The sequence below is a fragment of the Streptomyces sp. AN091965 genome (genome assembly GCF_022698285.1).
GTDB lineage: Bacteria > Actinomycetota > Actinomycetes > Streptomycetales > Streptomycetaceae > Streptomyces.
Window position 1 is genome coordinate 7,188,604 of record NZ_JALDMY010000001.1, and the last position, 23,678, is coordinate 7,212,281.

Genomic DNA, 23,678 nt, shown 5'->3' on the forward strand with positions numbered 1-23,678 from the left:
GGCGCGAGCGACATGACGGCTCCCGCGACGCAACCCCCCGTCACCAAGGCCGCCCTGCCCGGGCAGCGCGGCGGCACACGCGGCGGCCCCGGCCGCCGCGACGGGATGGAGGGCAAGACCCTCAACGCCTTCTCGCACGGCTTCCTGGTCCTGTGGGCGATCATGATCGTCCTGCCGCTCTTCTGGATCCTGCTCGGCAACTTCAAGACCGACTCGCAGATCAAGTCCAGCGCCTGGACCTGGCCCACGGAGTGGACCTTCGACGCCTTCCAGCGCGGCTGGGAGAAGGGCGTGGGCGACTACCTGCTCAACACCCTCATCGTGATGGTCTTCTCGGTCCCGCTCACGATGCTGCTCGGCGCCATGGCGGCCTACGTCCTGGCCCGCTACGAGTTCTTCGGCAACCGGTTCCTGTACTACTTCTTCGTGGCCGGGTCGATGTTCCCGGTGTTCCTCGCGCTCGTCCCGCTGTACTTCATGGTCGACCGCCTGGGCATGCTGAACACGTACCAAGGGCTGATCCTCGTGTACGTGGCGTACTCGCTGCCCTTCACCGTGTTCTACCTGTACTCGTTCTTCCGGACGCTGCCCACGGCCGTGCACGAGGCCGCGGTGATCGACGGGGCCTCGCACACCCGGGTCTTCTTCCAGATCATGGTGCCGATGGCCAAGCCCGGCCTGATCAGCGTCGGGATCTTCAACGTGCTCGGCCAGTGGAACCAGTACATCCTGCCGCTCACCCTCATGCAGAAGCAGAGCGGCGGCGACGAGGACCGCTCGATGCTCGCCCAGGGCCTGGTGAGCCTGATGAACCAGGGGAACTACGAGACCGACCTGCCCGCCCTGTACGCGGGCATGACGATCTCCATGATCCCGGTCTTCGTCGTCTACGCGTCCTTCCAGCGACAGGTCCAGTCGGGCCTCACCGTGGCCACCCTGAAGTGAGCCCGGCGCCCCGCAGGCGTCAACCCATCAAGTGAAGACGGAGCCCCGTGCGCGGGCCGGGGCCGGACGGAGAGGTGTGACCTCGGCCTCCGGTCCCGGCCCGCGCACGTGCCCCCGACAGGCCCGCCGAGCACCCCTTGATTTCCATCAAGGACTTGACTGCGGTAACACCTTCAGCGGAGCTTGGAGTTCACAACTTGTACGGGCGGCGAGGGTGCCGTCCGCCATAGGCGGGAGTGGATGAGTCGATGGAGACTCCGGGGTCGCAGTCGTCACTGCACCGAGCAAACCTCGAGCGGGTCGTGCGCGCGGTACGGCTCGCGGGATCGCTCACGCAGGCGGAGATCGCCAGGACGACGGGCCTGTCCGCCGCGACCGTGTCGAACATCGTCCGGGAGCTGAAGGACGGCGGCACCGTCGAGGTCACGCCCACGTCGGCGGGCGGCCGCCGGGCCCGCAGCGTCTCGCTCAGCGGCGACGCGGGCATGGTCATCGGCGTGGACTTCGGCCACACCCACCTGCGCGTGGCCCTAGGCAACCTGGCCCACAAGGTGCTCGCCGAGCAGTCCGAGCCGCTGGACGTGGACGCCTCCGCGGCCCAGGGCTTCGACCGGGCCGAGCGCCTGGTCGGCCAGCTGATCGAGCAGGCGGGCGTGGACCGCGCCAAGGTCGCGGGCGTCGGCGTCGGCGTGCCCGGGCCCATCGACGTGGAGTCCGGCACCCTCGGCTCCACCTCGATCCTGCCGGGCTGGGCGGGCACCAAGCCCGCCGAGGAGCTGGGGGACCGCCTCGGCGTGCCCGTGCACGTGGACAACGACGCCAACCTGGGCGCCCTGGGCGAGCTGGTCTGGGGCAGCGGCAAGGGCGTCAAGGACCTCGCGTACATCAAGGTCGCGAGCGGGGTCGGCGCCGGGCTCGTGATCAGCGGGCGGATCTACCGCGGCCCCGGCGGCACGGCGGGCGAGATCGGGCACATCACCCTGGACGAGTCCGGGCCCGTCTGCCGCTGCGGCAACCGCGGCTGCCTGGAGACCTTCACCGCCGCGCGCTACGTGCTCCCCCTGCTCCGGTCCAGCCACGGCACCGATCTGACCATGGAGCGCGTCGTCGCCCTCGCCCGCGAGGGCGACCCGGGCTGCCGCCGGGTGATCGCCGACGTCGGGCGGCACATCGGCAGCGGCGTCGCGAACCTCTGCAACCTCCTGAACCCCAGCCGGGTGGTCCTCGGCGGCGCCCTCGCGGAGGCCGGCGAGCTGGTGCTCGGGCCGATCCGCGAGTCGGTCGGGCGGTACGCCATCCCGAGCGCGGCCCGTCAACTGTCCGTACGCCCCGGGGCACTTGGCTCGCGCGCCGAGGTGCTCGGCGCCCTCGCCCTCGCGCTCAGCGAGATGGGGGATTCGACGCTTTTGGACGGGTCGGTTCCGACCGCCACACCTGCCTTCACTTAGATAACGCATGGCACCGTTGTCATCTCGTTAAGGATTTACTCCTTGACGCGTGTCGGGCGGCCGAGTTGACTTCGAGCCACCTCGGCCGCAACGACGCGGCCACGTCAGGGAGGCACCCCCAAATGAATGCATGGACGCGCCGCGTCGTCATAGGCACCGCGACCCTTTCCATGGCCCTCGGCCTCGCCGCCTGCGGTGAGGCCGGAGGCGACGACGACAAGGGAAGCGGCGGCGACGGAAAGACCATTGGTCTGCTCCTGCCGGAGAACAAGACCACCCGCTACGAGACCTTCGACCGTCCGATCATGGAGTCGAAGATCAAGTCGCTCTGCGGCGACTGCGAGATCAAGTACAACAACGCCGCACAGGACATCGAGACCCAGAAGAAGCAATTCGACGCGCTCATTACGCAGGGCGTCAAGGTGATCATTCTCGACTCCGTGGACTACAAGTCCACGAAGGGCTGGATCGAGCGCGCCGACAAGGAGGGCGTCAAGGTCGTCGCGTACGACCGACTGGCCGAGGGCCCGCTGTCCGCGTACGTCAGCTACGACAACGAGAAGATCGGCCGTCTCCAGGGCGGCGCCCTGGTCAAGGCCCTCGGGGCCAAGGCCAAGAGCTCCAACGTGGTCATGATCAACGGCTCGCCGACCGACCCGAACGCCCCGTTCTTCAAGAAGGGCGCCCACTCGGTGCTCGACAAGAACGTGAAGAAGGTCGTCTACGAGCAGGACATCCCCGACTGGTCGCCCGACGAGGCCAACCGGAAGATGGCCACCGCCATCGACAAGCTCGGCAAGGACGGCTTCGACGGCGTCTACTCCGCCAACGACGGCATGGCCGGCGGCATCATCACCGCCCTCAAGCAGCGCGGCATCGAGGTCCCCGTCGGCGGCCAGGACGCCGAGCTCGCGGGCATCCAGCGACTGCTGAGCGGCGAGCAGGACTTCACGATCTACAAGCAGATCAAGCCCGAGGCCGAGACCACCGCCGAGATCGCGGTCCGCCTGCTCAAGGGCAAGAAGATCGACGACCTCATCGACCGCAAGGTCGACTCCCTGAGCGGCGACTTCAAGGGCATCCCCGCCAAGCTCTACGACGCCCAGGCGATCACCAAGGACGACGTGGCCCGCACGATCGTCAAGGACAAGGTCTACAAGGCGAGCGAGATCTGCACCAAGCAGTTCAAGGCCGCCTGCGACGAGGCCGGGATCAAGTAGCCCCGGCCCTTCCTCCCGGGAGTTGACGCGGCCGCGCGGCCGCGAGACACCTTCCCCAGCGTCCGGTGCCCGCACGTCCATCCCGGCGCCTCCCGCCCCGCAGCCGGAGGGCGGGCACCGGCACCCCCTTGTCCACCATCCCCGCCGGTCAGGCGGCGAAGGAGATGATTCACGTGTCCGCTACGCCCGTGCTGGCGTTGCGCGGGGTCTCCAAGCGGTTCGGCGCCGTCCAGGCGCTCACGGACGTAGACCTCGAGATCCACACCGGTGAGGTGGTCGCCCTCGTCGGCGACAACGGCGCCGGAAAGTCCACGCTCGTCAAGACCATCTCGGGCGTCCACCCCATCGACGAGGGCGCCATCGAGTGGGAGGGCCGCGAGGTCCGCGTCGGCCGCCCCCACGACGCCCAGAACCTCGGCGTGGCCACCGTCTACCAGGACCTCGCGCTCTGCGACAACCTCGACGTCGTCGCCAATCTGTTCCTCGGCAGCGAGCTGAAGAGCGCCTCCGTCCTCGACGAGATCAGGATGGAGAAGCGCGCCCGGGAGCTCCTGGAGACGCTGTCCATCCGCATCCCGAGCGTCCGCATCCCCATCGCCGCCCTCTCCGGCGGCCAGCGGCAGGTCGTCGCCATCGCCCGCGCGCTCGTCGGCGACCCCAAGGTGGTCATCCTCGACGAGCCCACCGCGGCCCTCGGCGTCGAGCAGACCGCGCAGGTCCTCGACCTCGTGGAGCGGCTGCGCGAGCGTGGCCACGGCGTCATCCTCATCAGCCACAACATGGCTGACGTGCGCGCCGTCGCCGACCGCGTCGCGGTCCTCAGGCTCGGCCGCAACAACGGCGTCTTCAACGTCGCCGACACCTCCCCCGAAGAGATCATCGCCGCCATCACCGGCGCCACGGACAACGCCGTGACCCGCCGCCGGGCGCGTACCGCCACGAAGGAGGACGCGAAGTGAGCGACCTCGCCAAGACCCCCACCGACAAGCCCGCGGCGCCCGTCGACGCCGAGCCGTCGGCGACGCCCGCCGCGGCCGTCGACCCCCGGCTGCTCGTGCGCGAGCAGGGCTTCGCCGGCTACTGGACGGAGTTCCTGCGCAAGGTGCGCGGCGGTGAGCTCGGCTCGCTGCCCGTCGTCGTGGGCCTCATCGTCATCGCCCTGGTCTTCCAGCTGCAGAACGACAAGTTCCTGTCGGCCTCCAGTCTCGCCAACATCGCCGTGTTCACCTCCGGCGTCGGCATCATGTCCGTCGGCATCGTCTTCGTGCTCCTGCTCGGCGAGATCGACCTGTCCGTCGGCTCCGTCGCCGGTGTGGGCGCCGCCGTGTGGGCGGTGCTGAGCGTCAACCACGGCTGGGGCGACTGGCTCTCCGTGGTCAGCGCGGTCGTCTGCGGCATGGTCATCGGCGTCCTCCACGGAATCTTCTTCGCCAAGGTCGGCGTGCCGGCCTTCGTCGTCACCCTCGCGGGCTTCCTCGGCTGGAGCGGCCTGCAGATCTGGCTGATGGGCAAGGAAGGCAGCATCAACACCCCGAGCGGCTCCGTCGTCGAGGACCTCACCACCCACTACTTCGCCGACAAGGCCGCCGCGTACGGCCTCGCGCTCGTCGCGGTCCTGCTGTACGCGGGTTCGCAGCTGCTCGACGCCAAGCGCCGCAAGGGCGCGGGCCTGCCCTCGCGGCCGCTCAGCGAGATCCTGCTGCGCACCGGCGTGCTCGCGGTCCTGTGCTTCGTCGTCGCGTACTTCCTGAACGAGCCGGACGGCGCCCGCGGCCTGCCGCTGGCCCTGGTGCTCTTCCTGGCCGTGCTCGTCATCGCGGACTTCGTGGTCCGCCGCACCACCTTCGGCCGCCAGGTCTTCGCTGTCGGCGGCAACGCGGAGGCCGCGCGGCGCGCGGGCATCAACGTCGACCGCGTACGGATCACCGTCTTCGCGATCTCCGGCATGCTCGCGGCCTTCGGCGGCCTGTTCATCGCGAGCCTGTCCGGCGGCGCCACCAAGAGCCTCGGCAGCGGCAACACCCTGATGATCGTCATCGCGGCGGCCGTCATCGGCGGCACCAGCCTCTTCGGCGGCCGGGGCAAGATCTGGTCCGCCCTGCTCGGCATGCTCGTGATCCAGTCGATCCAGCAGGGTCTGAACCTGGAAGGCATGGCGAGTGAGATCCAGTACATGATCACCGGTGCGGTGCTGCTCGCCGCCGTCGTGATCGACTCGGTCTCCCGGCGCACCCAGAAGTCCGCGGGCCGCGCCTGATCAAGGGCTCTCGTGCCCTCTCGTGCCCGGTACCGGCCCCTCCGGTACCGGGCACGCCGCTGTCTGTGAACGCCGCGCTGAATAGAACGTTCGTTTCAGTCACGCGTTCGTGTTCCCGGCGATTTACGGCCGATCGCGTGACGTAGGACTCCCGGGCCGGACTCCGTCGTCAACGGCGGAACATTAGACTCGACAGGCCCGGCAATGCTCGAACAGCGCTACACGCTCTACTGCAAGGAGGCACGGGTGCCGCTGCTGACCCGCATCACGGGACCGCGCGATCTGGACCGGCTCAGCCCGGAGCAGCTGAACCAGCTGGCCACCGAGGTCCGCGGCTTCCTCGTCGACGCAGTCTCCAAGACCGGCGGCCACCTCGGCCCCAACCTCGGTGTCGTCGAGCTGACCATCGCCCTGCACCGCGTCTTCGACTCGCCCAGGGACAAGGTCCTGTGGGACACCGGCCACCAGGCCTACGTCCACAAGCTGCTCACCGGCCGCCAGGACTTCGACGGCCTGCGCGGCAAGGGCGGCCTGTCCGGCTACCCCTCGCGTGCCGAGTCCGACCACGACGTGATCGAGAACAGCCACGCCTCCACCGTCCTCGGCTGGGCCGACGGCATCGCCAAGGCCAACGAGGTCCTCAAGAAGGACGACCACGTCGTCGCCGTCATCGGTGACGGCGCGCTCACCGGCGGCATGGCCTGGGAGGCGCTGAACAACATCGCCGCCGCCAAGGACCGCCCCCTGGTCATCGTCGTCAACGACAACGAGCGCTCCTACGCCCCCACCATCGGCGGTCTCGCCAACCATCTGGCGACCCTGCGCACCACCGACGGCTACGAGCGTTTCCTCGCCCGCGGCAAGGACCTCCTGGAGCGCACCCCCGTCGTCGGCAAGCCGCTGTACGAGACGCTGCACGGCGCCAAGAAGGGCCTGAAGGACTTCATCGCCCCCCAGGGCATGTTCGAGGACCTCGGCCTGAAGTACGTCGGCCCCATCGACGGCCACGACATCGAGGCCCTGGAGTCCGCGCTGGCCCGCGCCAAGCGCTTCAACGGCCCGGTCATCGTGCACTGCATCACCGAGAAGGGCCGCGGCTACAAGCCCGCCGAGCAGGACGAGGCCGACCACTTCCACGGCATCGGCCCCATCCACCCCGACACCGGCCTGCCCATCGCCGCCGGCGGCATGGACTGGACGTCCGTGTTCGGCGAGGAGATGGTGAAGCTCGGCCACGAGCGCGAGGACATCGTGGCGATCACCGCCGCCATGCTCCAGCCCGTCGGCCTGAAGAAGTTCGCCGAGGAGTTCCCCGACCGCGTCTACGACGTCGGCATCGCCGAGCAGCACGCGGCCGTGTCCGCGGCCGGGCTCGCCACCGGCGGGCTCCACCCCGTCTTCGCGGTGTACGCCACCTTCCTCAACCGCGCCTTCGACCAGCTCCTGATGGACGTGGCCCTGCACAAGTGCGGCGTCACCTTCGTCCTGGACCGTGCGGGCGTCACCGGCACGGACGGCGCCTCCCACAACGGCATGTGGGACATGTCGATCCTCCAGTGCGTGCCCACGCTGCGCATCGCCGCGCCGCGCGACGCCGACCAGGTCCGCCTCCAGCTGCGCGAGGCCGTCGAGGTCGACGACGCCCCGACCGTCGTGCGCTACTCCAAGGGCGCCGTCGGCCCGGCCGTCAAGGCCGTCGCCCGCGTCGGCGGCATGGACGTGCTGCGCCGCCCGGACGCGCCCCGGCCCGATGTGCTCCTCGTCTCCGTCGGGGCCCTCGCCCCGATGTGCCTGGAGATCGCGGACCTCCTCGACAAGCAGGGCATCTCCACGACCGTGGTCGACCCGCGCTGGGTCAAGCCGGTCGACGAGGCGATGGCGCCGCTCGCCGAGCAGCACCGGGTCGTCGTGACCGTCGAGGACAACTCCCGTGCCGGAGGCGTCGGTTCGGCGATCTCGCAGGCGCTGCGGGACGCGGGCGTGGACGTGCCGCTGCGCGACTTCGGCATTCCGCCGCGGTTCCTCGACCACGCCTCGCGCAAGGAGGTCATGGCCGAGATCGGGCTGACCGCGCCCGACATCGCCCGTCAGGTCACGGGGCTCGTCGCCAAGCTCGACGGCCGGGTCGAGCGCGGCCGCGCGGCCGTGGACTCCGTCGAACCGGTCCGCGACTGACCCACCCACCCGGGCGGGCGGGGCACTACCCCGCCCGCCCGGTGAGCGGACCACCCGGACAGCCGTAGGTTTCGGGTCCCTTCGCGTGAATCGGACCGCGCCGGGGCACTGGGAGTACATCCCCTCTCGAAGATGTCGAAGACGACTCGCGTGGGAGGTACGCCAGTGAGCAGCACCCTCTTCCGGACGAAGAAGGTCGAGCAGTCCATCCTCGACACCGAGGAGCCAGAGCACGCGCTGAAGAAATCGCTGTCCGCGCTCGACCTGACGGTCTTCGGCGTCGGCGTCATCATCGGCACCGGCATCTTCGTGCTCACCGGTACCGTCGCCAAGAACAACGCGGGCCCCTCCGTCGCCCTGGCCTTCGTCGTGGCCGGTGTCGTGTGCGCCCTCGCCGCGCTCTGCTACGCCGAGTTCGCGTCGACGCTCCCCGTGGCCGGGTCCGCGTACACGTTCTCGTACGCGTCACTGGGCGAACTGCCCGCCTGGATCATCGGCTGGGACCTCGTCCTGGAGTTCGCGCTCGGCACGGCGGTGGTCGCCGTCGGCTGGTCCGGGTACATCGCCTCGCTGCTCGACAACGCGGGCTGGGCGCTGCCGGAGGCACTCAGCGGCCGGGACGGCGCCGACGGCTTCGGCTTCGACATCATGGCCGCCGCCCTGGTCCTGGTGCTCACCGGCATCCTCGTGCTCGGCATGAAGCTCTCCGCGCGGATCACCTCGATCGTCGTCGCCATCAAGGTGATCGTCGTCCTCGTGGTGATCGTCGCGGGCGCCTTCTTCGTCAAGGGCGACAACTACGACCCGTTCATCCCGGAGTCCCAGGCCGTGGAGGCGGGCGGCGGCCTCCACTCCCCGCTGATCCAGCTGATGTTCGGCTGGGCGCCGTCGAACTTCGGCGTGATGGGCATCTTCACCGCCGCCTCGGTCGTCTTCTTCGCCTTCATCGGCTTCGACATCGTGGCCACCGCCGCGGAGGAGACGAAGAACCCGCAGCGGGACATGCCGCGCGGCATCCTGGGCTCCCTGCTCATCTGCACGACGCTGTACGTGGCCGTGTCGATCGTCGTCACCGGCATGCAGCACTACACCCAGCTGTCCGTGGACGCCCCGCTCGCCGACGCCTTCAAGGCCACCGGGCACCCCTGGTACGCGGGCTTCATCAGCTTCGGCGCCGCCGTCGGCCTGACCACGGTCTGCATGATCCTGCTCCTCGGCCAGACCCGGGTGTTCTTCGCGATGAGCCGCGACGGGCTGCTCCCGCGGTTCTTCTCGCACGTCCACCCGCGCTTCAAGACCCCGCACCGGCCGACCATCCTCCTCGGGGTGATCATCGCGGTCGTGGCCGGGTTCACCCCCCTGAGCGAACTCGCCGAGCTGGTGAACATCGGCACCCTCTTCGCCTTCGTGATCGTGGCCGTCAGCGTGATCATCCTCCGGCGCACCCGCCCCGACCTGCACCGCTCCTTCCGCACCCCGTGGGTGCCCGTGCTGCCGATCGTCTCGGTCGCCGCCTCGCTGTGGCTGATGCTCAACCTGCCCGCCGAGACCTGGGTCCGCTTCGCGGGCTGGATGCTCCTCGGCGTCGTCGTCTACTTCCTCTACGGGCGCTCGCACAGCCGCCTCGGACAGCGCGAGGAGACGAGCGTGGGCGAGGTGCTGCGGCCGCCGGGCCGCGGCACCGAGTAGCGCCGAGGGGCCCTCGGCCGGTGGGGGCGGGCGGGGACCGACCCCCGCCCGCCCCCACCGGGCGTCCACGGCCCGGCTACGACCCCGCCCGCCGCCAGTCCCGCGTCACCTCGGCCATGGCCGCGACGGCGGCCCGCCGGTGCTTCCGCTCGCCGCGCAGCTTCGGGGCGAACTCCACGTGCAGGAACTCGGTCTCCTGGTCGGCGGCGTCGCGGCCCTGCATATTGGTGCGGCCCTCCAGGGGGCAGGAGCGGGCCCAGGCCCGGCAGACCTCGTAGCCCCGGCGGCGCAGCGCGTCCGCGAGGTCGCGGCCCGCGGCGACGGCCACGCGGCCCTTGCCGGTGGAGGCCACCACATCGTGGTCCGGCGCCGAGTCGTCCGCCATGCCGTGGATCTGGATCCCGGGCAGTCCACGCCGCGCCAGCTCGTCGCAGATGGCGTGGAACACGCTCTTCCGCCGGTGCGCCACATCCGCCTCGTTGCCGCGGCCCGCTTTGCGATGTGCGCCAGCGATGATCAGTACGCCACCCGGTGAACGCCGCATCAGCTGGACGCCGAGCCGCTCGGTGTTCTTGTCGGCCACGGGGTGCGGCACCTGCGCGGACCAGCGCACCGGGGAGTCGAGGTCCACATAGACCCGGCCCCAGCCGCGCGGCGCGGGGGCGTGGTCGGAGCGGTCGGTGACCTCCGCGTACCGCCGCCCGGTGGCCGCGTCGGTGATCGTGCGCACGGTGAAGTCCACGTCGGAGAGGCGGCGCTCGGCCCGCTCCCGCTTGCGGTCCACGAGCAGGGAGACGCCCTCGGCGACCTTGCGGCGCTCGACGGCCGAGGGGCGCCGGTAGCCGGTGTCCGCGGCGAAGTCCGACGTGTAGTCGGTGACCAGGCGCTCCAGGTTCTCCTCGTCACTGCCGTCGGCGTCGGTGGGGCGGCTCCCCGGCGTCGAGGGCGCGGGGGAGGAGGGCTCGCGCTCCGGGGACCGGGTCCCGTCCGACGCGGCGGGGCGGCGCTCCTCGTCGGACGGCGAGCCGCACTGCGTGAGGCTCGCCACGGCGGCGAGCGCCACGGCGACCCCGACCAGGGGACGAACTCGACGCCGCTTTGCGTTTGTTATCGACCGAATTGGAGGGTGAGTCATGGTTGTATAAAGATATCCTCGTGATGACACGTCCCTCCCGCAGGCTAATAACGACCTGCGCAGCCTCGCTCGCCCTTCTGGCGGGCACCGCGTGCGGCCCCTTCGGCGGCGATGACGACAAGGCCTCCGACGGCGGCCCCTCGTTCACCGTCGCGGCCGCGGGCGACATCCTCATCCACCCTCAACTCACCGAGCAGGCACGCAAGGACGCCAAGGCGACCGGCAAGGGGGAGAAGGGCATCGACTTCGGCCCGATGCTCGCCGGGATCAAGCCCGTCATCAGCAAGGCCGACCTCGGGATCTGTCACTTCGAGCCGGTCGTGAGCAAGCCCGAGGGGCCCTTCCAGAGCTACCCGGACTTCCTGGTGCCGCCGCAGATCACCACGGCGGTCAAGGGCGTCGGCTACGACCAGTGCTCCAGTGTGTCCAACCACACCCTCGACCACGGCCCCAAGGGCGTCACGCGCACCCTGAACGCCCTGGACAAGGCGGGCCTGAAGCACACCGGCTCGGCGCGCAGCGCGGCCGAGGCGAAGAAGCCGCTGATCACGACCGTCAAGGGCGTCAAGGTCGGGCAGATCGCCTTCGCCTTCGGCTTCAACGGCCGCGAGGTGCCCAAGGACAAGCCCTGGATCGTCAACCAGAACGACTTCGACAAGATCGCGGCGGCCGAGAAGGCCGCCCGTGCCGCCGGCGCCGACGTGGTGATCCTGAGCATCCACTGGGGCCGTGAGAACCAGCCCAACGCCAGCACCCCGCAGATCAAGCTGGCCCGCCGCATCGCCGAGGAGACCGGGATCAACCTGGTCATCGGCCACCACGCGCACGTGGTCCAGCCGATGGAGAAGATCGGCGACACCTGGATCGCGTACGGACTCGGCAACCAGATCGCGCGGCACGACGTGCCCAGCGGGCTGACCGAGGAGGGCGCCATCGGCTGGTTCACGTTCACCAAGCGCGGCGGCAAGTGGGACGTCGGCGCGAAGTACGTGCCCACCTTCACGGAGATCCCGCCGGACCCGGACGAGACCGGCGAGCTGCCCAAGGGCGCCGTCAAGGACCACCGTCTGCTCGACGTCGCCGCCACGCTGCGTGACGGCAAGGGGCTCAGCGAGGAGCGGCGTTCGCGCTACCGCCTCGCCTTCGAGCGCACCCAGGGCACGCTGCTCAACCGCGGGGCCGGCCAGGACGGCCTGGAGGCCCTGGAGGACCTGCCGGACTGAAACATTCCGTGAAGCCCGGTTTAACGCCAGGTCGCGGAGGCGCGGCCGCCCCGGGGCGGCCGCGTAAGTGATCTTTGACGTAGGTCACATCTCGCCATCCCCGTACATCCATTCCCGTCCCCGACGGGTCAAGTCATTCCGATCGCACTCGCGTGCGCCCGAGCGCCGCCGTGTGCCCACCGCGTTGATTCCGTACTCAGTGTCACGAACGTGTCACTCCAGGAGAGGAGCTCCCCCTTGGCCGCTTCGCCCACGAAGCGGCGGCACAAGGTCCGCCGAAGGACCGACATGTCACTCATCGGCGGCATCCGCCCGCCGATCGCCGTGCTGTCGGTCCTGCTCCTCGCCCTGGCGGGTGTCACCGCCCTCACCCTCGGCCGCGTCGGTCAGGACGCGGTACCGAAGGCCGTCAAGCAGTCCCAGCAGCACTTCGCCGAGGACGGCGCCATCGCGCTGCGCGCCTCCATCGACGAGTCCGTCACCGACCTGACCCGCACCGCGGGCCTGTTCAGCGCCGGCGAGCCGGTGCCCGCCGACGCCGTGCTCGACAAGATCGGCAGCGTCTACCAGAAGTGGATGGGCACCGCCGTCGTCGAGATCCGGTCCGGCAAGCTCCTCGCCGCCCGCGGCGAGAACGTGCCCCTGGCCGCCATCGACCGCTCCACGCTCAAGGACGACGACGGCCTCCAGCCGCGCATGGTCCGCCTGGAGAACGGCGAGACCCGGCTGCTCGCCTTCGCGGTGCTCAGCTGGAAGGGCCAGCCGCAGCAACTCCTCGTGGCCTCCACCAGCCTGCGCTTCCCCGGCATCAGCCTCGGCAACTTCCGCGCCATCGCCGTCGTCGGCCAGGACGGCAACGTCCTGAGCACCGACGGCATCCCCGAGCCCGAGCAGGTGCTCACCGACCTCCAGCGCAAGGAGGTCAAGCAGTCCAACAAGCAGCTCAACGCGTTCGCCAAGGCCGCCGCGAAGAAGTCGCGCCAGCACCCCCTGTCGGCCAAGGCACCCGGCTCCGGCGGCTACAAGGGCGTCAGCGGCTACCTCATCGGCGACAGCTTCCTCAGCGAGCGGGCCGTCGCCGGCTACGCCACCCTCGCCGCCCCCGAGCCGGGCGAGCAGACCGTGGCCACCCGGCTCGGCCTCAGCGTCGTGGCCATGCAGCCCGTCGCCGAGGACGAGGACCGGGCCGACAGCTCGGCGTTCGGCCTGATCGCCGCGGGAGCCCTGCTGCTCATCGGCGGCGTCACGGTCTTCCTGCTCCTGCGCACCGTGCAGCGCCCGCTGATCCGGCTCTTCCTGGAGAGCCGCCGCCTCACCCGCGGCGACCTGAACCGCCCGGTGACCGTGCCCAAGTCCGGCGAGGCCGCCCGCATCGGCGCCGCCCTCGAACGGCTGCGCCGCCAGCTCCTGGGCGAACCCGCCGCGGCGGACCAGAAGCCCGCGCGCCGCCGCACGTTCGGCAGCCGCACCCTCCTCGCGGTCTGCGGCGTGCTCCTGCTCGTCTGGTCGGCGCCGCTGCTGCTCCTGCTCAACCGCGCGGGCGACGACGTCCAGGTGCCGCAGCAGCTCGTCAACGACCAGCGCGAGCGCACCGACACCCTCACCGACCGGGTCCGCCGCGCCCTCAACGAGGGCCACGCCGACCTCACCTCGGTGGCCTCCCTCATCGGCGCCCGCACCGCGCCCGACGACATGGGCAAGGTCCTCGACGGCACCCTGAACCAGCACAGCCGCTACCGCTCCCTGTACGTCCTCGACAAGGACGGCAAGGTCCTGTCGAAGGCGGGCCAGGACCCCCGCAGCCCCTCCGGCAAGGAGCCGTCCGACGAGGCCATCCGGGTCCTCGACGACGGCGGCAAGGAGCCGGTGATCATCGGCACCGCCGAGGTGCCGGGCCGCGGCGGCGCCGCCGTCGTGGGCGAGTTCCGCATCGACTTCCTCAACTCGCTGCTCAAGCGCCCCGGCCTCGGCGCGGTCCGCGTCGTCGACAAGGACCGCAAGGTCATCGGCGGCAACACCGGCTACCTGGAGTTCGAGGGCCTGCCCGGCGGTCGCCTCAACGCGCTCGTCGAGGGCACCAGCCAGAAGGTCGGCCTCAGTCCCCGGCCCAGCGGCGTGCTCTACCGCGACGGCGGTGACATCCAGATCGCGGCCGCGGCCCCGTTCGTCGGCGGCGGCGCCGCCAAGTCGCTCGGCTGGACCGTGGTCAGCTGGCAGCCCGCCTCCCAGCTCCCGATCCCCGCGTACACGCTGCAGAACCGCACCGTCCTCGCGGGCATGCTCGGCGTCACCGCCGCCGCGGCCTGCCTCGGCTGGCTGCACATCGTCGTCGTACGGCCGCTGCGCAAGCTCGCCGACCAGGCGGAGGCACTGGCCGACGGGGACCGCAAGACCGTCCTGTACCCGGTCCACCACGACGAGGTCGGTGCCGTCACCCGCAGCCTGGAGCTCATCAGGCAGCAGCTGCCCACGGGTGCGCAGCGCAAGCGGGACGGCGTGTCGGCGCCGCTCGCCGGAAGGAACTGAACCGCCGTGTACTTCCTCTTCACCGTCCTCGTGGTGTGCTGCGCCGTCCTGCTGGTCGCCGGGGTGATCGAGCAGCGGCGGCACTTCACGAACCTGGAGCACATACCGACGCGGGTGCTCGTCAACGGCATCCGCGGCAAGAGCTCCATCACCCGCCTGTGCGCGGGCGCGCTGCGCGGCGGCGACCTGACGACCGTCGCCAAGACCACCGGCACGGCCGCCCGGTTCATCCACCCGGACGCCACCGAGGAGCCGGTCTACCGCAAGTTCGGCATCGCCAACGTCGTCGAGCAGATCGGCATCGTGCGCCGCGCGGCGGCGTACAACCCGGACGCCCTGGTCATCGAGTGCATGGCGGTCATGCCCGCGCTCCAGGAGATCAACCAGTCCAAGCTGATCCGCTCCACCATCGGCGTGCTCTGCAACGTCCGCGAGGACCACCTCGCCGAGATGGGCCCCACCCTCGACGACGTCGCGCGCTCCCTGTCCCGCTCCATGCCGGAGAACGGCATCTGCGTGACCGCGGAGAAGGACCGCTTCGACATCCTCAAGGAGGAGGCCGAGGCCCGGAACTGCGAGCTGATCTACGCCGACCCCGAGACGGTCACCGACGACGAGCTGCGCGGCTTCAGCTGGTTCACCTTCAAGGAGAACGTGGCGATCGCGCTCAAGGTCGCCGAACTCCTCGGCGTCGGCCGCGAGGTCGCCCTCCAGGGCATGTACGACGCCCCGCCGGACCCCGGTGTCCTCTCCGTCGAGCGGTACGTCACCGAGGACGACAAGAAGCTCCGCTTCGCCAACGTCTTCGCGGCCAACGACCCCGAGTCGACGCTGATGAACATCAACCAGCTGCTCGACCTCGGCGCGATCCACCGCCCGCTCAACGTCGTCATCAACTGCCGCCCCGACCGCGTCGAGCGCAACGGCCAGATGGGCGAGATCATCCCCGACCTCCAGCCGGAGAAGGTCTTCGTCATCGGCCACCCCGCCAAGAGCGCCATCGACGCCATCCCCGCCGAGTGGCGCTCGCGCGCCGTCGACCTCGGCGGCGACCGGCGCGACCCCGAGGAGTTCATGGGGCAGCTGCTCGGCCAGCTCGGCCCGGACTCCTCGCTCGTCGCCATCGGCAACATCCACGGCCAGGGCGAGGTGCTCCTGGAGCACCTCGCCGAACTCCCCGCCGACGAGAGCGAGGACCCGGCCACCGCCCCGGCGGCCGCCCCCGCGCAGGGCGCCGCGCCCGCCGAGGGCGTCGTGGAGCGGACCCAGCCGACCCCGATGTACGAGCCGCACATCGACCCGTACCAGCACTACCCGGAGGCGTACGAGAACCGCTACGCCCACCACCAGCTGACGCCCGCCGCGGCCGTGCACGTGCCCGCCCAGCGGACGGCGGAGCAGCCGTACGGGACGTACGAGCAGCAGCAGTACGACCAGCACCAGCAGCACCAGCAGTACGCCCAGCAGCAGTACGGCCAGCAGTACCAGCACCAGCAGCAGCACGAGCAGCAGGCGTACGCCCAGCAGCAGAACTACCAGCCGTACGACCAGCAGCCCGGTCAGCAGCAGTACGACGCGTCGTACGCGGCGCAGGGCCACCCCGGCCACCAGCAGGACGCGTACGCCGCCCACGACCCCTACGGCCAGCAGGCCGCCTACGCGTCCGCGCCCCAGGGAACGGCGACCCCCTACGAGGCGTCCTACCCGTCGCACGAGGGCCAGGAGCCCAGCCAGCCCGAGCCGGACGAGGTCCGGCCCCGCGGCCTGTTCGAGCCGCGCGTCCCGCCCGTTTCCCCCGCCGCCGACGACACGCAGCAGTGGCACAGCCCAGGAGAGCCCCGTTGATCCCCTCCGTCCTCACCCCCGAGATCGCCGCGATCGGGATCGCGCTCGGGCTGCTCTTCTCCCTGGTCTGCTATCTGACGACCAACCTCTCGCCCGGCGGCATGATCACCCCGGGCTGGCTGGCGCTGACCCTCGTCGAGGACCTCCAGCGCGCCGCCATGGTGGTCGGCGTCACCGTCCTCACCTACGTCTGCACCCTGCTCATGCAGCGCTTCATCATCCTGTACGGCAAGCGCCTGTTCGCCGCGGTCGTCCTGACCGGCGTGGTGCTCCAGGCCACCGTGATGATCGTGCTCTCCATCGAGTTCCCGCTGATGTACAGCAACCAGACCCTCGGCTTCATCGTGCCGGGCCTGATCGCCTACCAGCTCGTGCGCCAGCCCAAGGGCCCCACCCTGCTCGCCACGGGCTCGGTGACGCTCATGGCCTACGTCGTCCTCACCGCCGGGATTCTCCTCGGCTTCATGCCGTCCGCCTGACCTCGGCCTGACTTCCGGAGCCACACATGCCGCCCAAGAAGAAGCGCCCCGCCCTCCACGCCGCGACCGTGCTCGCCCTGCTCGCAGGCAGCGCCTTCCTGACCGTCGAACTGCGCAAGGACGAACAGGACAAGGCGCCCGAGGTGCAGGCCGTCACCGACACCCCCGGCCGTCTCAGCAACGGCGCCTCGGCGCAGGGCGGCAAGCAGACCTGGGAGCGGCTGCGCAACCCCGACCGCTCCGTGCTGCGCACCGAGGGCGGCAAGGTGCTCGCCACCTTCACCGACGGGGCCCGCGCCGCGACCCTCACCGGGCCGAGCCGCACCTTCACCGAGCCCGCCAACACCAAGTCCCGGGTCGTCACCGACGACTGGGTGCGGCTGATGCCCGAGGTGTGGCGCAAGGGCGCGGAGAAGGAGAAGTGGTTCAAGGACTGGTACAAGCAGTTCGCGGGCAGCGAGGAGGACGACGTCTTCGCCATGGCCTTCCAGTACGTCGAGGGGGCGCCCGTCAAGAAGGACGACGAGGGCATCGCCTACCGCGGCGACGCCAACTTCGGGCCGCTGAACCCCAACGGCAGCGAGGGCAACGACCTGCGCGAGGAGCAGTCCGACTTCTACGACTACCTCGGCATCCCCTACACCTTCCGCGACGGCACCACCATCCAGCCCGAGGCCAAGCGGGCCCGGTCCATGGACTGCTCCGGCTTCATCCGCACCGTCTTCGGCTACCGCGCGCGGTACCCCCTGATGTCCTCCGACACCGCCGGTGACGGGCTTCCCCGCACCGCCAACGGCATGGCCCGCGGCAAGGTCGGCACGGAGGTCATCAAGCTGAAGGGGGTCGGCGCGGCGGACCGCCCCAAGACCATCGACGTCATCCAGCCCGGCGACCTGGTCTTCTTCAAGCTCGACGCGCGGACGAAGCAGCGGCTCGACCACGTGGGGATCTTCCTCGGCCACGATGCGGACGGCCACAAGATCTTCATCTCCAGCCGCGAGGAGGTCAACGGGCCGACGATCGGGGACAAGGGCGGCACGTCGCGCCTGGACGGCAACGGGTACTACGCCTCGACCCTCCGCAGCGCGAAGCGCCTCTAGCGGCGGGCCGCTGGGAACGGGGGCTCCGCCGCTACCGCGGCGGGACAGCTCCCCGTCTCCGCTGCGGGCAATCGTCCCGCAGGGCGGGACGGGTGGGCACGGCCCCGGGTGCCGCCCGGCCGTGGGGCGGGGCTAGGGGGCCGGCCGGACCGTGCGGGGGCCCGTGCAGGTGGCGCCGAGGGGGGTGACGCGGGCGCGCAGGCCCCGGTCGGCCGTGACGACGACGCAGGGCCCCGCCACCTCGGCGACCAGCTCCACGATGCGGTCGTCCCCGCTCGCGGGTGCGGAGTCGACCCGCACCCCCGGCACCGAGGACACCCCCCGGGCCTGCCCCTCCACCACGAGGACCACGTCCAAGGGCCCCGGCACCCCGTCCAGACCGCCCTCGGCACAGGCAACGAGCCGGTCCCGCAACCGCTCCGCCGCCCCCTTCCGGTCCCGCCACCACCCGTCCGGCACGGACCCGACCACGTTCGCGGCATCGACCACAAGGGTCACTCTCTCCATGCGGCAAGGGTCGCACGCCCGGGTAGGGGCCCCGGGCCCGCGCGCATTAGAGTGGGTTTCACCGCACCCACCCCTCGCCCCGGAAGCCGCATGCCCCCAGCCCCCACCTCCTCGGCCGTGAACGGCGACTGGCTCATACGCGGACGCGACGGCCGGCTCTGCGTGTACGCCTTCGGCCCGGACGGCACCGCCGTCGAGTGCCGCACCGAGCGCTCCCCGGGCGGCCCCTGGACCGCTCCCCGCGTCGTCGGCGGCGACCAGCGCGTGCACCCGGTGCTCGCCGTCGCCCAGGGCGCCGACGCCTACGCCCACCTGGTCTCGTGGCGCCCCACCGTCCCGGGCGAGTCCGGCCTGGTCCACTCCACGCACTTCCAGCCGCACCTCGCGGCCCTGGACTGGAACCCCCTCGGCCACCCGAACAAGAACGGCGAGCGCACCGGCACCCCCGCCGTCACCGTCGACGCCGAGGGCCGCGCCCACGTGTTCGTACCGAACAGGGGCGGCGGAGTGAGCATGCGCGGCCAGAAGCAGCTCGGCGGCTGGGGACCCTGGCGGGACCTCAAGGGCCAGGGCGTCCAGGGCGAACTCGCCGTGGTGACCGCCGAGTCGGGGCGCGTGGTGGCGTACGCGAGCACGCCGGACGCGATCCTGCGCTGGCGTCAGAGCGGTCCGGGCAAGGTCCCGGTCATGGACGAGCCGCTGGCGGTCCGCGCCCGCCCCGGCACCTTGCGGGCCCTCGCCACCTCGGCGGAGTACACCACGCTCTTCTTCACGGACGAGGAGGGCGACGTGCGCGCCTGGCGCGGGGACGAGGAGCCCGCGCGGCTCCTGCGTGCCGCGGGTCCTGGTCCCGTCACCGCCGTGCGCTGCGAACTCGACGGTTACGACTGCACGCTGCTGGCCCAGCGCGCGGACAGCGGCCGCGTCGCCTTCGCCGCGTACCCGACCGAACTGGAGTCGGCGGGCGCCTGGTGGGCCGAGTCGGGCCCCGCCCTTCCGGTGGACGCGCGCCTCGCGCTCGGCGCGGACGCCGCGGGCCGGGTGGTCGCCGCGACCTTCGTGCCCGGCACCGACGACCTGCGCCTGACCTACCGCAAGGACGAGCCGGGCCTCGCCCTGAAGGCGTGGGAACAGCCGGTCACCGGCCGCTGAACCGTACGGAAAGGGGCCCGGCCCGCCGACTGGCGGACCGGGCCCCTTTCCGGTGTCCGTGCTACGCGGGGACGCTGGCGACTCCCTGCGCCAGGAACCGCTTGCCGTTCACGCGCTCGCTGACGCCCTCGCGGTCCAGGTACGGCGTGACGCCGCCCAGGTGGAAGGGCCAGCCCGCGCCGGTGATCAGGCACAGGTCGATGTCCTGCGCCTCGGCGACGACGCCCTCGTCGAGCATGAGGCCGATCTCCTGGGCGACCGCGTCCAGGACGCGGTCGCGGACCTGCTCCTCGGTGAGGACCGTGTCGCCCTGCTTCAGGAGCGCCGCGACCTCCGGGTCCAGCTCCGGCTTGCCGCTGTCGTAGACGTAGAAGCCGCGCTTGCCCGCCTCGACGACGGCCTTCAGGTTCGGGGAGACCGTGAAGCGGTCCGGGAAGGCGCGGTTCAGCGTCTCGGAGACGTGCAGGCCGATGGCCGGGCCGACCAGCTCCAGGAGCACGAGCGGGGACATCGGCAGACCGAGCGGCTCGACGGCCTTCTCGGCGACCTCGACCGGCGTGCCCTCGTCGATGACGTTCTGGATCTCGCCCATGAAGCGGGTGAGGATGCGGTTCACGACGAACGCCGGGGCGTCCTTCACCAGGACCGCGGTCTTCTTCAGCTTCTTGGCGACGCCGAAGGCCGTGGCCAGGGAGGCGTCGTCGGTCTGCTCGCCGCGCACGATCTCCAGGAGCGGGAGGATCGCGACCGGGTTGAAGAAGTGGAAGCCGACGACCCGCTCGGGGTGCTTCAGCTTCGACGCCATCTCGGTCACCGAGAGCGAGGAGGTGTTGGTGGCGAGGATCGCGTGCGCCGGGGCGACGGCCTCGACCTCCGCGAACACCTGCTGCTTGACGCCGATCTCCTCGAAGACGGCCTCGATGACGAAGTCCGCGTCGGAGAAGCCCTCGGCCTTGTCCAGGACACCGGTCACCAGGGCCTTGAGGCGGTTGGCCTTGTCCTGGTTGACGCGGCCCTTGCCGAGCAGCTTGTCGATCTCGGCGTGGACGTAGGCAACGCCCTTGTCGACGCGCTCCTGGTCGATGTCGGTCAGGACGACCGGCACCTCGAGGCGGCGCAGGAAGAGCAGGGCCAGCTGCGAGGCCATCAGACCGGCGCCGACGACGCCCACCTTGGTGACCGGGCGGGCCAGGTTCTTGTCCGGCGCGCCCGCGGGGCGCTTGCCGCGCTTCTGCACCAGGTTGAACGCGTAGATGCCGGAGCGCAGTTCGCCGCCCATGATGAGGTCGGCGAGCGCGGTGTCCTCGGCGTCGAAGCCCTTCTGGGCGTCGCCGTCCTTCGCGGCCGCGATGATCTCCAGGGCGCGGTACGCGGCCGGGGCCGCGCCGTGCACCTTGGAGTCGGCGATGGCGCGGCCGCGGGCGACCGCCGCGTCCCAGGCCTCGCCGCGGTCGACGTCGGCGCGGGCCACCTCGACGTCGCCCTTGAGGACGGAGGCCGTCCACAGCAGCGACTGCTCCAGGAAGTCGGCGCCCTCGAACAGCGCGTCGGCGATGCCGAGCTCGAAGACCTGCTGGCCCTTGAGCTGCTTGTTCTGGTTCAGCGAGTTCTCGATGATGACCGAAACCGCGCGGTCCGCACCGATCAGGTTCGGCAGCAGGGCGCAGCCGCCCCAGCCCGGCACGAGGCCGAGGAAGACCTCGGGCAGCGAGAAGGCGGGCAGCGCCTTCGACACCGTGCGGTAGGTGCAGTGCAGGCCGACCTCGACGCCACCGCCCATGGCGGCGCCGTTGTAGTACGCGAACGTCGGTACGGCGAGTGCGGACAGGCGCTTGAAGACGTCGTGGCCGCCCTTGCCGATGGCCAGCGCGTCCTCGTGCCGCTTCAGGAGCTCGACGCCCTTGAGGTCGGCGCCGACGGCGAAGATGAACGGCTTGCCGGTGATGCCGGCGCCGACGATCGTGCCCTCGGCGGCCTCCTGCTCGACCTGGTCGATCGCGGCGTTCAGGTTCGCGAGCGACTGCGGGCCGAAGGTGGTCGGCTTGGTGTGGTCGAAGCCGTTGTCGAGCGTGATCAGCGCGAAGCGGCCCGCGCCCGGCAGGTCGAGGTGGCGTACGTGCGCCTGGGTCACGACCTCGTCCGGGAACAGCTCGGCGGCACCCTTCAGAAGCTCGGCGGTGGTGGTGCTCACTTGCCCTCCCAGTGGGGGTTCTCCCAGATGACCGTCGCGCCCATGCCGAAGCCGACGCACATGGTGGTGAGGCCGTAACGGACCTCCGGCTGCTCCTCGAACTGCCGCGCCAGCTGCGTCATCAGACGCACGCCGGAGGAGGCCAGCGGGTGGCCGAAGGCGATGGCGCCGCCGTACTGGTTGACGCGCGCGTCGTCGTCGGCGATGCCGTAGTGCTCCAGGAAGGCGAGCACCTGGACGGCGAAGGCCTCGTTGATCTCGAACAGGCCGATGTCGCCGATGCCGAGCCCGGCCTTGGCGAGGGCCTTCTCGGTGGCCGGGATCGGGCCGTAGCCCATGACCTCGGGCTCCACCCCGGCGAACGCGTAGGACACCAGCCGCATCTTGACCGGCAGGCCGTTCTCGCGGGCGAAGTCCTCGGAGGCGATGATCGAGGCGGTGGCACCGTCGTTGAGCCCGGCGGCGTTTCCGGCGGTGACGCGGCCGTGCGTACGGAACGGCGTCTTCAGCCCCGCGAGGTTCTCCAGGGTGGTGCCCGGACGCATCGGCTCGTCCTGCGTGGCGAGGCCCCAGCCGGTCTCACCGGTCTCGGGGGTTGTGCGCCGCACCGAGATCGGCACGAGGTCCTGCTGGATCTTGCCGTTGGCGTACGCCTTGGCGGCCTTCTCCTGCGAGCGCACGGCGTACTCGTCGGCGCGGAGCTTGGTGATGGAGGGGTAGCGGTCGTGCAGGTTCTCGGCGGTCATGCCCATGAACAGGGCGGACTCGTCGACCAGCTTCTCGCTGACGAACCGCGGGTTCGGGTCGACGCCCTCGCCCATCGGGTGGCGGCCCATGTGCTCGACACCACCGGCGATCACGGCGTCGTACGCGCCGAAGGCGATCGACCCGGCGGTCGACGTCACGGCGGTGAGCGCGCCCGCGCACATCCGGTCGATCGAGTAGCCCGGCACGGACTGCGGAAGGCCCGCGAGGATCCCGGCCGTGCGGCCGAGGGTGAGCCCCTGGTCACCGATCTGCGTGGTGGCGGCGACGGCGACCTCGTCGATCTTGGCGGGGTCCAGGGCCGGGTTGCGGCGGAGCAGCTCCCGGATCGCCTTGACGATCATGTCGTCGGCCCGGGTCTCGTGGTAGATGCCCTTCGGGCCCGCCTTGCCGAACGGGGTGCGGACGCCGTCGACGAAGACGACGTCCCTGACGGTACGAGGCACGATGGCTCTCCTCCAGGGTGCGGTGCGCCTGCGGCGCGCTTCCTGGGGTCATGCTACTTACCGGTAACTAGTAGGCCAAGGGTGGTCCCGGGGAGGCCCATGTCACATGCGCGACACCTGACCGAATCCATGCGCCCCGTGCCCCCCCCCGGCAATTCCGCCACGCCTCCACAACACCTGGCTGGGGCACCGGCCTGCCCGCAGCCCCGGTGCCACGGCCCCGTGCTGCGCGCGTCCGCCCCTGTCCCACCCGCCGCCCCCTCCGCCCGGGACGTGGTTCCGCAGGGTGCCGGGCCCCGGCCGGGGAAGCCGCGGGGCGGTCCCGCCTGCCCACCCCCGCCAGGGGCGGGAACGTGCAGGGCGCCGGCCGCGAGCGCCTGGGGGGAAGCCCGCCGTGGCAGCGGCGGGCCGGACGAGCGGTCGCAGCGCTCCGCGTCGGGGCCGGGGCGGCAAGGCCGGGGAGATCCGGGTGGGCGGGTGGGGAGCTCCGCCGCGGTGGCGGCGGGGCCGGCGCTCCACCACCGTGGCGGCGGGGTCCAGCCAGGGCCGACGCGCTGGTGGCAGGACCCGGGCCG

Annotated in this window: 17 protein-coding genes; 13 read left to right on the top strand and 4 right to left on the bottom strand. The window is 71.1% G+C overall.

Annotated elements, in window-relative coordinates; translation table 11 throughout:
* Positions 1–12 precede the first annotated feature (12 nt).
* The 7 genes from MQV74_RS30705 (at position 13) to MQV74_RS30735 (ending at position 9,734) form a co-directional block, all read left to right on the top strand.
* A complete protein-coding gene (locus tag MQV74_RS30705) occupies positions 13–945 on the top strand; it encodes a carbohydrate ABC transporter permease (RefSeq protein ID WP_242724978.1) in 933 nt (310 codons plus the stop codon).
* Positions 946–1,193: 248 nt separating this feature from the next.
* On the top strand, positions 1,194–2,393 hold the full coding sequence (locus MQV74_RS30710; protein WP_172386990.1) for an ROK family transcriptional regulator: 1,200 nt from the start codon (positions 1,194–1,196) through the stop codon (positions 2,391–2,393).
* 122 nt (positions 2,394–2,515) lie between these two features.
* Positions 2,516–3,613: a substrate-binding domain-containing protein gene (locus MQV74_RS30715; RefSeq protein ID WP_242724982.1), complete on the top strand. Its 1,098-nt coding sequence runs from the start codon at positions 2,516–2,518 to the stop codon at positions 3,611–3,613.
* Between the two features lie 164 nt (positions 3,614–3,777).
* Complete coding sequence (locus MQV74_RS30720; protein ID WP_144321456.1) at positions 3,778–4,572, top strand: ATP-binding cassette domain-containing protein; 795 nt, start codon at positions 3,778–3,780, stop codon at positions 4,570–4,572.
* A complete protein-coding gene (locus MQV74_RS30725) occupies positions 4,569–5,870 on the top strand; it encodes a sugar ABC transporter permease (protein WP_172386991.1) in 1,302 nt (433 codons plus the stop codon). The genes MQV74_RS30720 and MQV74_RS30725 overlap by 4 nt, the downstream gene beginning before the upstream one ends.
* Positions 5,871–6,116: 246 nt before the next feature.
* A complete protein-coding gene (dxs, locus tag MQV74_RS30730) occupies positions 6,117–8,045 on the top strand; it encodes a 1-deoxy-D-xylulose-5-phosphate synthase (RefSeq protein ID WP_242729243.1) in 1,929 nt (642 codons plus the stop codon).
* A gap of 165 nt (positions 8,046–8,210) precedes the next feature.
* Positions 8,211–9,734: an amino acid permease gene (locus MQV74_RS30735; RefSeq protein WP_242724985.1), complete on the top strand. Its 1,524-nt coding sequence runs from the start codon at positions 8,211–8,213 to the stop codon at positions 9,732–9,734.
* A 76-nt stretch (positions 9,735–9,810) separates the two neighbouring features.
* Here MQV74_RS30735 and MQV74_RS30740 read toward each other — a convergent pair whose 3' ends face one another.
* On the bottom strand, positions 9,811–10,797 hold the full coding sequence (locus tag MQV74_RS30740; RefSeq protein WP_242724988.1) for a hypothetical protein: 987 nt from the start codon (positions 10,795–10,797) through the stop codon (positions 9,811–9,813).
* A 95-nt stretch (positions 10,798–10,892) separates the two neighbouring features.
* On the opposite strand from MQV74_RS30740, the gene MQV74_RS30745 reads away from it, so the two are divergent.
* From MQV74_RS30745 to MQV74_RS30765, 5 genes are all read left to right on the top strand, one after another.
* Complete coding sequence (locus MQV74_RS30745; RefSeq protein ID WP_242724991.1) at positions 10,893–12,092, top strand: CapA family protein; 1,200 nt, start codon at positions 10,893–10,895, stop codon at positions 12,090–12,092.
* Between the two features lie 288 nt (positions 12,093–12,380).
* The gene (locus MQV74_RS30750; protein ID WP_242729244.1) at positions 12,381–14,618 is read left to right on the top strand and encodes a HAMP domain-containing protein; all 2,238 of its coding nucleotides are present in this window, start codon (positions 12,381–12,383) and stop codon (positions 14,616–14,618) included.
* A 6-nt stretch (positions 14,619–14,624) separates the two neighbouring features.
* The gene (gene pgsB, locus MQV74_RS30755; RefSeq protein ID WP_242724994.1) at positions 14,625–16,463 is read left to right on the top strand and encodes a poly-gamma-glutamate synthase PgsB; all 1,839 of its coding nucleotides are present in this window, start codon (positions 14,625–14,627) and stop codon (positions 16,461–16,463) included.
* Positions 16,460–16,942 carry a poly-gamma-glutamate biosynthesis protein PgsC/CapC gene (locus tag MQV74_RS30760; RefSeq protein WP_030682587.1) on the top strand — a complete coding sequence of 161 codons (483 nt, stop codon included), beginning with the start codon at positions 16,460–16,462 and terminating at the stop codon, positions 16,940–16,942. Before pgsB ends, MQV74_RS30760 begins: the two co-directional genes overlap by 4 nt.
* A gap of 26 nt (positions 16,943–16,968) precedes the next feature.
* On the top strand, positions 16,969–18,042 hold the full coding sequence (locus tag MQV74_RS30765; RefSeq protein ID WP_242724997.1) for a C40 family peptidase: 1,074 nt from the start codon (positions 16,969–16,971) through the stop codon (positions 18,040–18,042).
* 132 nt (positions 18,043–18,174) lie between these two features.
* Here MQV74_RS30765 and MQV74_RS30770 read toward each other — a convergent pair whose 3' ends face one another.
* Positions 18,175–18,549 (bottom strand): NTP pyrophosphohydrolase, encoded by a 375-nt coding sequence (locus MQV74_RS30770; protein ID WP_242725000.1) that lies wholly within the window; start codon positions 18,547–18,549, stop codon positions 18,175–18,177.
* A 117-nt stretch (positions 18,550–18,666) separates the two neighbouring features.
* Here MQV74_RS30770 and MQV74_RS30775 point away from each other — a divergent pair, with 117 nt between their 5' ends.
* Positions 18,667–19,701: a hypothetical protein gene (locus MQV74_RS30775; protein ID WP_242729245.1), complete on the top strand. Its 1,035-nt coding sequence runs from the start codon at positions 18,667–18,669 to the stop codon at positions 19,699–19,701.
* 61 nt (positions 19,702–19,762) lie between these two features.
* Here MQV74_RS30775 and MQV74_RS30780 read toward each other — a convergent pair whose 3' ends face one another.
* Together MQV74_RS30780 and MQV74_RS30785 are read right to left on the bottom strand one after the other, a co-directional pair.
* Positions 19,763–21,892 carry a 3-hydroxyacyl-CoA dehydrogenase NAD-binding domain-containing protein gene (locus tag MQV74_RS30780; RefSeq protein WP_242725019.1) on the bottom strand — a complete coding sequence of 710 codons (2,130 nt, stop codon included), beginning with the start codon at positions 21,890–21,892 and terminating at the stop codon, positions 19,763–19,765.
* Complete coding sequence (locus MQV74_RS30785; protein ID WP_138962318.1) at positions 21,889–23,103, bottom strand: thiolase family protein; 1,215 nt, start codon at positions 23,101–23,103, stop codon at positions 21,889–21,891. The genes MQV74_RS30780 and MQV74_RS30785 overlap by 4 nt, the downstream gene beginning before the upstream one ends.
* Positions 23,104–23,678 lie beyond the last annotated feature (575 nt).